This is a genomic window from Occallatibacter sp. (genome assembly GCF_049582745.1).
Classification (GTDB): Bacteria; Acidobacteriota; Terriglobia; order Terriglobales; family Acidobacteriaceae; genus Telmatobacter.
In genome coordinates this window covers 1-9023 of sequence record NZ_JBAUUO010000007.1, presented here as the reverse complement: position 1 = coordinate 9023, position 9023 = coordinate 1, and the positions used below count along the sequence as shown (strand labels likewise).

Sequence of the window (9023 nt, the reverse complement as noted above, 5' to 3'; positions counted from 1 at the left end):
GAGGGCGCAGCGCATTCCATCCAGGCCAGGAGGTCATCCTCCAATCAAAGGCCGTATACATGTGCGCAGACCATTCCGCCAAACCTCATTCTTCGCTTGCAAAACGGCGGCGGACCATACATGACGGTTAGGCGGTTGACGGTTAGGCGGTGATCCTCCCGGAACGCCGCCAATCGCTCATGCCCAGTTCCGCGGTGACGCATCATAGTCGGCGGACTCATGAGCTGCTGCAGGTCAAGTGACTTTGCACTCTGCTGGTAAAACGGTTGGGTCAACTCTTACACGGTCCACTTGTTGGCGGTGAGCCAGATCAAATTCAAAGAGCCACGTTTGTGGACCGCCGAAAGCAGCGGGCACCCCGCTCGCCTTCACAAAAAGCCTCTCCTTTTGTCTATCGAAACGCACATCGGCTGGATAAATATAGTCACCAGCATTTGCCGCAACGACTTCCGCGTAATCGGATTGGTACCTTAGGTCAATTCGGCCACCGGGCATTTGAGCACCTGAGATGTGAACGGTCATGCCTCTCGGTGTCACGAGCTGGTAGTCCCAAGCGCGAGTAGGAGGAGTGATTCCAGGACCAAATTCCACCGGGATGCATACAGCATTCTCGTAGCCGTCGATTATTGGTCCACTTCTGACCATCCGTGTGCAACCAACCAGAACTCCGAGTGCAACCAGCCCACGAGCAATGACCATCGCATTCGTTTTCATCCGAACACTTCCCTCGGCTTCAATACGAAGCTCCGTTCATTCTTGTTCCTGGGCGGGTCGTGGCCAACTCGGCATGGCCAACTCGGCAATTACCTTTTTGGCAACAGCAGAATGCAGTTGTTGGAGGACAAGTAAGTTCAGGGTTGAGGGGCTTCCGCGCTTGGCACGCTCTATCGGGGTCGTGGGCGATCCGGAAATGACGCGCTTTGGCTTACGTTGGGCCGGATGCGCGGGGACCCAGGATGAAACGCGGAGGGCAGATTGGGACTCGCAAGTGGAAGCCTGGAGTGACCGGACTGGCCCACACCGCATGGGCCAATCGTTCGGGATTCGTGCGCGAAGCCTGCGGGTCCCGGAAATCGCAAACAAGAAGACGTCCCTCGGGGGCTAAAGACCCCGGTTTATCGCTCTTTAGCGGTACGACTAAACAGCTTGGTGAAGAGACGATTTAGCGAAGCGGCATAAAGGCCCGTGGCTAAAGCCACATTGAATCGAAGGGTTTTATTCAGGAGGCTGAAGCCTCCTGCTCCCTCCGACCGACGAAACACCGGGGTTTTCACCAGGCTGTAAAGTCGTGCCCCTTTTCAAAGCGCGTTAACGATTCCCGACCTTCGCGATGGTGATTCTAGGCTTTGCGATGGTGGTGATGACGATGATGGTGGTGATGATGCGTCGTCGCGGCGAAGGCCGGAGCGGCGAACACCAGGACGAGGAGCGCAGCAGCGATAATCTTCTTCATGGGGTGAATTTAACACGATGCAAATTGTGGAAATACTTACGAAGGGCACATGAATCAAGTGAGGAACCGGCTGATCCCAAGATGCGGTGATTTGACCTGAGGCGTAAACTAAATCCAACGATGAGCCTACCTGTCACTCCCCCCCAGCCCAGTCATAGACGTTACTTTTTTGAAAAATTTGGAATCACCGAGCGGCTTCTGGAGCGCTGCCTGGGTGAAGCCTTGTCCGCGGGCGGCGACTATGCCGATTTGTATTTCGAGTCGGTGACGTCGACGTCGCTGGGAGTGGATGAGCAGATTGTGAAGTCGGCCAGCACGGGGACGAGTGCGGGGTGCGGGATTCGCGTGCTTTCGGGCGAGCGGACCGGCTACGCCTACACCGACAATTTGAGCGCAGAGCGCCTGTTGCACGCGGCGCGGACGGCGGCGCTGATTGCGTCGGGTCCGGCCAAGCAGCCGATACAGGGATTTACGGAGACGGCGGGGGCGGATCTGTATCCGGTTCCGCTGGGCGGGTTCGATCTGGACCTGGCGGCGCGGCTGGAGCTGATTTTGCGGGCCGACCGGGCTGCGCGGGCGTACGATCCGCGCATTGTGCAAGTGCGGGCAGGGTACAGCAAGGAGTTGCGGCGGATTCTCATTGCGGGTTCGGATGGGGCGTTTGCCAGCGACACGCAACCACTATGCCGGTTAAATGTGTTTGTGATTGCCAGGGATGGCGTGACGACGACCAAGGGGTCGGCCGGCGGGGGAGGAAGAGCGGGGCTGGAGCAATTTGCGGGTTCGAAGAGCCCGGAACATCTGGCGCAGGAGGCAGCACGGGGAGCGGTTCTGCAGCTTGGCGCTGTGCCGGCACCGGCGGGAGAAATGCAGGTAGTGCTGGGACCGGGATGGCCGGGAATTCTGCTGCATGAGGCAGTGGGGCATGGACTTGAGGCGGACTTCAATCGCAAGGGAACGTCGGCGTTCACGGGGCTGATCGGGCGGCCGGTGGCCAGCAGCAAAGTGACGGTAGTGGACAACGGCACGATGGCGGGGCGGCGCGGATCATTGAATGTGGACGACGAGGGATCGCCGACACAGGAGACGGTGCTGATTGAAAACGGCGTTCTGAAGGGGTATCTGACCGACAAGCTTTCGGCACGACTGACCGGGGCGGCGAATACGGGGTCGGGACGGCGGGAGAGCTACCACTGCATTCCGATGCCGCGGATGACGAATACCTACATGCTGGCAGGCGACGACGCGCCGGAGGACATTCTGCGGTCGGTGAAGCGCGGGCTGTATGCGGTGAACTTTGGCGGCGGACAGGTGGACATCACGAACGGGAAGTTTGTGTTTTCGGCGTCGGAAGCGTATCTGATCGAGGACGGCAAGATCACGGCGCCGGTGAAGGATGCGACGCTGATCGGGAATGGGCCAGAGGCGCTGAAGTATGTCTCGATGGTGGGGAACGATCTGAAGCTTGATGAGGGGATCGGGACCTGCGGGAAAGATGGGCAGAGCGTGCCGGTGGGCGTGGGGATGCCGACCATCAAGCTGGACAAGATGACGGTGGGCGGGACGGGGCGGTAGGGCGCGCGGCGTCCAGTTCTGAAGATTCTCTCGCGTCTAATTTCGTTTTGCCGGGTTTATTCAGAATGAAGTTAGAATTGAGTCGGGAGGAAAGCGCCATGACGTAGGTACGCAACTGCGACCTGGAGTACGTCATGAGCCGTTCCTTTCGCCGCCCCTTTGCGGCGGTCAGTGGTATTGCTAGCGCCAAAGAAGACAAGAAGCTGGCCCACCGTGGCGCCCGCCGGAAACAAAACTTCGCGATCAAAGCCTGCCCCGATTATGAGGATCTTCTTCTTCCTCATGAACTTGAGTGCGCATGGAATAACAACTATTGCTGGGGACGCGATGGTGCTCAGCGCTACCTTGGTCTTCGCTGCGAATGCGGCGATGAGCGCGCCCGTCGTTATTACGAGAAATTGCTGCGCAAGTAGACCTATTTCTGATGGGCGGCGAGCCATTTGGCTACGCGGTTTTGCGCGGAAGTGAGGTCGGACGGGCTGAGGTGCTGGGCGACAAGGTCGCGGGCGTGGACGGATTCTTCCTGGCGCCTGCTGTTCCAAGTTTTGGCCGCAAGATCGAGCCAGAAGTACGACTCCACAAGATTTACGGGGACTCCCTGGCCATTGGCATACATGGAGCCGAGGTTGAACTGGGCGCGGGGCAGTCCCTGTTCGGCGGCCTTGGTATACCAAGCTGCGGCCTGGGCGTAGTCGCGCGCGAGGCCGGTGCCATTGTCATAGAGCAGGCCGAGGTTGAACTGGGCGGAGGCGTTTCCCTGTTCGGCGGCACGGCGGTAGAGGTCGGCGGCCTGGGCATAGTCCTGCGGAACGCCGATACCGCGCTCGTAGGCAGTGCCGAGGTTATATTCGGCCTCGGGAAGATGCTGCAGGGCCGCTTTGCGATACCAACCGGCGGCTTCGGCGTCATCCTGGGGGACTCCGTCGCCACGGTCGTAGAGCAGGCCGAGGTGAAGGGCGGCAGGGGCGAAGCCCTGTTCAGCCGATCTACGGTAGAGGGTCGCGGCCCTGGCGGCGTCCTGCGTAACGCCGTTGCCGGATTCGTAGAGAGCGCCGAGGTCGAACTGCGCGTGCGGGAGTCCCTGATTGGAGGCTTTCTCGATCCAGGAGAAGGCTTTGGTGTAATCCAGCGGTACGGAGATGCCGGAAAGATAGGCTTCGCCTAGGTTGAGCTGGGATTGCGCATCACCGGCTTCGGCCTTCTTGAGCAAGCCCGGATCGAGGACTGCTTTCTGCGCGAGAAGCGGAAGAGATAGAAAAAGACCGAGGAAAACTGAGAGCGAAAGGGCGCGGCGCTGCGTCATGGATGCCTTTCAGGGGAACTCAACACCATAGCAAATTACGAAGGATCCGGTTGTGATCGTCGTTGGCGGGCATGCCGCACACGGCTGGATGCGCGGACGGTGGCGGTTTGTTAAGGTTGACCCATGCCCGAAGTCGCTCAAATGCCCGATGTGTCCAATGTCGATCTTCAATCCCTTGCAACCGATGTGGTGAAGCTGGCCATGAAGGCAGGCGCCAGCGATGCCGAGGCCGTCGTCCGCGAAGGAGACGAGTTCAGCGTGAATGTGCGCATGGGGCAGGTGGAGACGCTGAAGGAGTCGGGCTCGCGTGCGATTGGGTTGCGGGTTTTTGTGGGGAAACAATCGGCCTCGGCGTCGACCAGCGATCTGACGGCAGATGGAATTCGGCAGCTTGTTGAGGGTGCGATGGCGCTGGCCAAGGTGACGGAGGAAGATCCGTTTATCGGGCTGCCGGAGACGGAGGAGTTCGGCGCGATTGCGGACGACTTGTATTTGTACTTCGACGACGTGTACTCGCTGCCGGGGCCGGAGCGGATTGAATGGGCGCGGCGGTGTGAAGCGGCGGCGATGGCGGCGGACACGCGGATCACGAATTCCGATGGCGGCAGCTTTGACGCGGCGACGGGCGGGAAGGTTCTAGCCAACTCGCGCGGGTTTTTAGGGAGCTATCGCTCGAGCTATGCGGGAGTATCGGCCGCTCCGCTGGCGGTGGATACGAACGGGCAGATGCAGCGCGATGGATGGTGGTCGAGCGCGCGGCGGATGGCGAACCTGGATTCGCCGGAGGCGGTGGGAGCGGAAGCCGCGCGGAGAACAATTCGGAGGCTGGGAGCAAAACGGGTATCGACGCAGCGAGTGCCGATTGTGTTTTCACCGGAGGTGGCGCGATCGCTGATCGGGACGGTGTTTGACGCCGCTTCAGGAGATGCAATCTGGCGGCATGCTTCGTACCTGGCGGGGAAACTGGGCGAAGCGATTGGCGCGGCGACAATCACGATTGTGGATGACAGCACGATGCTGCTGCCGACGGGCGTGGGTGGATTTGGAAGCACTCCATTTGATGGCGAGGGGCTGCCGTCGCGGCGGACGGTTTTGGTCGAGGGCGGAGTGCTGCGGAACTACATGCTGAACACCTATGCGGCGCGGAAGCTGGGGATGAAGTCGACGCATAATGCTTCGCGCGGTCTCGCAGGTGCGCCGGGGATCGGGTGCGGGAATCTGTATCTGGAACCGGGAACGCAGACGCCGGAGGAGATTATCGGCGGAGTGAAGGCGGGGCTGTACGTGACGAGCCTGATGGGGTTCGGGACGAACATTGTGACAGGTGATTATTCGCGCGGGGCTGCGGGATTGTGGATTGAGGATGGGCAACTGACGCATGCGGTGGAGGAGATCACGATTGCGGGTCACCTAGGGGAGATGCTGACGAATGTGACGGCGATTGGGAACGATCTTGTGTTTCGCGGGTCGGTGGCGTCGCCTACGCTGCGGATTGACGGGATGACGATTGCGGGGGCGTGAGGGTCGAATAGAATGGCCGATCCCGAACCTGAGGCTAGGGACTGTCAAGAGTTTCAACGACGGCTGACCGCGCTGTTGGAAACCGGCGAGGATCTCTACCGAGACCCTCATCTCCAAACTTGTGAACATTGCAGGGCGCTCGTGGTTGATCTTGAAAAAATTGCAGAGAATGCTCGTGAATTGTTTGGACCTCAGGATTAGTGTTTAACCCGCAACGAGGCTCGATAAGTCTAAGGCGATTGCAATTGAACCACATTTCAAATCGAGCTATGGAACAAATACCGTTTGATCCGACGGACCCGAAGGGTGCGCTGTCGCAGTTGCCGCAGACGCCGGCAGTGTTTGCGCTTTATGGGGCGGAGGTGAAGGACGAGCCCTACATCGGGCGGACACCGAATTTGCGTGGGAGGCTGGAGCGGCTGCTACAGCCTTCAGCGAAGCATCCGCGGCGTTTGCAACTGGCGGGGCGGGTGCGGCGGATTGCATTTCGGCGGACGGGGTCGGATTTCGAATCGCTGCTTACGCAGTTTTCCCTTCTGGAGGAGATTTACGGCGCAAAAGCGCTGGAGCGGATGCACCTGCGGGCGCCGGCGTTTGTGCGGTACCTCGGCGGCAATCCCTATCCGCGCATTGTGGTGACCAACAAGCCGAGCCAGCGAGAGGCCGATTGGGCTTATGGGCCGTTTGCTTCGCGGGCGGCCGCGGAGCGATTCGCAGAAGAAGCGCTGAAGCTTTTTCTGCTGCGCCGCTGCACCGACGATCTGAACCCTGACCCGAGCCATCCGGGATGCGTGTACTCGGAGATGAAGATGTGCCTTGCGCCCTGCTACAAGGGGTGCAGCGACGAACGCTATTCCGAAGAGGCTGCGGCGGTTCAGGATTTTCTGGCAACGCGCGGAGAGAGCAAGCTGGTGGTGCTGCGCGATCAGCGGGATTCGGCTTCTTCCAGGCTGGCATTTGAGGATGCGGCGGCGCTGCATGCGCAGGTGCAGAAGGTTGAGGCGGTGCGCGCGCTGGCTCCTGAACTGGTGCAGCCGATGAGCAGGCTGCGGGCTGCCGTGTTGCAAGCGTCGGTGAATTCAGATGAGGTGGCCCTGTTTTTGTTCGAGAGCGGCCGTCTGCGTGGGCCGGTGGGGTTCTCGACGATCGGGATGCGGATACAGAACGAGCAGTCGGGATCGAGTTCGCTGTTTGCGCAGCCGATGGCGCTGGAAGCAATCCCAGTAGCAGGGACCGAGGGACCAGGGACCAGGGAGCAGGGACAGGAAGCGCCCGCGGCTAACAAGGTTCCGCGGACGATGCTGGAGGCGCGGATGGAGGCGGTGCTGGCGGAGTTGGAGAAGGGTGCGGGACCGGCGTCGGCGACGGTACGGCAGGGACACCTGGCACTGCTGAAGCGGTGGTATTACCGGCCGGAGGTGAAGCGCGAGGGCGAGGTGTGCTTCACGGATGAGCACGGACAGTGGCCGGTCAGGGCGATGCTGCGGTCGGTGGGGCGGGTGGCGGCTAAATCACTGACACATGTGCCGCGCACATAGCAAAATGACTGGCGAAGGTCGGCAATGGCTGAGTCAAAATCGATCCGCGAGATGCTGGTACCCGGTAAACGGCTTGATGCTGGCCGCGCGTGCGAAGTCGGCGCGCTGCTGCTGAAGAATCCACGCAAAACGGGCCGAGTTTTGGCGTGCCTGTGGGATGAGACACCCGGCGTGGCAAATCGCGCTGCCGATGCCCTGGAGCGCGCCTCATGCAGACGGCCGGAGATTCTGGCGAGTTGGAAGGACGCGCTACTCGACCGGATGCTCGATGCCTCGGAAAACAAACTTCGGTGGAACCTGGCGCTGATGATCTTCAGAACTCCGCTGAGCAAAGCCGAGACCGAACGCGCGGCCGCGATTCTTCGCTCGTGGCTCGACGATCAGAGCTCTATCGTGAAAACGAGCGCCATGCACGGTTTGGCGGGGCTGACGCGCTGGGATCCTTCGCTGCTGCCGGAGGTGATGGATATGCTTCGCTTGCTGAGCCGGAGCGGCACACCGGCCATGCGGGCGCGTGGGCGCATTCTGTTGAAGCAGATGGAAGCCGGCAAGAAACTGCCGGTTGTCACCGGCGCGTTGCATGAGAACTTGGGCGGGGATGCGAATCCCTCCACGACGCGGACGGCCGCCAGAAAGACGCTGCAGGCGTTGCGCTATGGCTGAGCGGGGCGGTGATAAACTGACCGGACACGGACGGGTATCAATACTCACGTAGTTCAGGTGCTTACGGCCTAGCGATGATTGAACTTCTGCCTTCGATTTTATCCGCGGACTTTGCGCACCTCGGGGACGAGGTTGCCGCGGCTGAACGCGGCGGCGGCACGGTGATCCATGTCGACATCATGGACGGGCATTTCGTGCCCAATATCACGATTGGGCCGCCGGTGGTTGCCAGCCTGCGCAAGGCTACGAAGCTGCCGCTGGACTGCCACCTGATGATCGAGAACCCCGACGAGTTCATTCCCGCGTTTGCCGATGCGGGAGCGAACTGGGTGAGCGTGCATTACGAGGTTTGCCGGCACCTGCACCGGTCGTTGATGCACATCCGGGACCATGGCATGGAGCCGGGTGTCGTACTCAATCCTGCTACCCGGGTGGAACTGATCCGCGACATTCTGCCGATGGTGCACCATGTGCTGATCATGAGCGTGAATCCCGGATTCGGGGGGCAGAGCTTTATTCCATTCGCTCTGGACAAGATTCGGCGGCTGGTGCAGTTGCGCAAGGAACTGGGGCTGGCATTTAAAATCGAAGTTGACGGCGGAGTGGCTCACGACACGGTCGCCCGGGTCGTCCAAGCAGGTGCGGAGCTATTGGTTGCCGGGAATGCGGTGTTTGGCGCAGGACAGGCCGAACGAGATGCCCGCGCATTGCTGGCTGCCGCTCGTGCAGCCGCCAGTGAGTCCGATCTTGTAAACGTGTAAAGAGTGGCAGCTTTCCCCCTGCCGCACATTGAGGTGGTATGAACCGGTTGTCGAGAAGTATTGCTGTGTTGGCGCTGGCGTCGCTGGTGCTGTCCGGGGTTACGGCCCAGGCCAAGGAAAAGAAGCCCAAGCATAAGAAATCGCAGGATTTGAGTGCGAATCCGCTGGCGAACGTGAACTCGAAGCAGCCCGACAAGGTGCTGTTCGAC

The 9023-nt window shown here is 60.5% G+C and carries 8 protein-coding genes; 6 read left to right on the top strand and 2 right to left on the bottom strand.

All coding sequences use genetic code 11. From position 1 onward, the window contains the following. Positions 1-234: 234 nt before the first annotated feature. Positions 235-714 (bottom strand): hypothetical protein, encoded by a 480-nt coding sequence (locus WCA10_RS00760; protein ID WP_472820567.1) that lies wholly within the window; start codon positions 712-714, stop codon positions 235-237. A gap of 859 nt (positions 715-1573) precedes the next feature. Between WCA10_RS00760 and tldD the strand changes: the two genes are divergently transcribed. Together tldD and WCA10_RS00750 are read left to right on the top strand one after the other, a co-directional pair. Continuing rightward, entirely contained in the window at positions 1574-3028 is a 1455-nt protein-coding gene (tldD, locus tag WCA10_RS00755; RefSeq protein ID WP_472820566.1) for a metalloprotease TldD, read from the top strand. A 134-nt stretch (positions 3029-3162) separates the two neighbouring features. Further along, on the top strand, positions 3163-3441 hold the full coding sequence (locus tag WCA10_RS00750; RefSeq protein ID WP_472820565.1) for a hypothetical protein: 279 nt from the start codon (positions 3163-3165) through the stop codon (positions 3439-3441). A gap of 2 nt (positions 3442-3443) precedes the next feature. Here WCA10_RS00750 and WCA10_RS00745 read toward each other — a convergent pair whose 3' ends face one another. Then, complete coding sequence (locus WCA10_RS00745) at positions 3444-4331, bottom strand: tetratricopeptide repeat protein (protein ID WP_472820564.1); 888 nt, start codon at positions 4329-4331, stop codon at positions 3444-3446. Between the two features lie 123 nt (positions 4332-4454). Here WCA10_RS00745 and WCA10_RS00740 point away from each other — a divergent pair, with 123 nt between their 5' ends. From WCA10_RS00740 to rpe, 4 genes are all read left to right on the top strand, one after another. Then, complete coding sequence (locus WCA10_RS00740) at positions 4455-5852, top strand: TldD/PmbA family protein (protein ID WP_472820563.1); 1398 nt, start codon at positions 4455-4457, stop codon at positions 5850-5852. Positions 5853-6121: 269 nt separating this feature from the next. Beyond that, positions 6122-7390: an excinuclease ABC subunit C gene (locus WCA10_RS00735; protein ID WP_472820562.1), complete on the top strand. Its 1269-nt coding sequence runs from the start codon at positions 6122-6124 to the stop codon at positions 7388-7390. A gap of 24 nt (positions 7391-7414) precedes the next feature. Next, the gene (locus tag WCA10_RS00730) at positions 7415-8053 is read left to right on the top strand and encodes a hypothetical protein (RefSeq protein WP_472820561.1); all 639 of its coding nucleotides are present in this window, start codon (positions 7415-7417) and stop codon (positions 8051-8053) included. Between the two features lie 74 nt (positions 8054-8127). After that, the gene (gene rpe / locus WCA10_RS00725) at positions 8128-8814 is read left to right on the top strand and encodes a ribulose-phosphate 3-epimerase (protein ID WP_472820560.1); all 687 of its coding nucleotides are present in this window, start codon (positions 8128-8130) and stop codon (positions 8812-8814) included. The last annotated feature ends 209 nt before the right edge of the window (positions 8815-9023 follow it).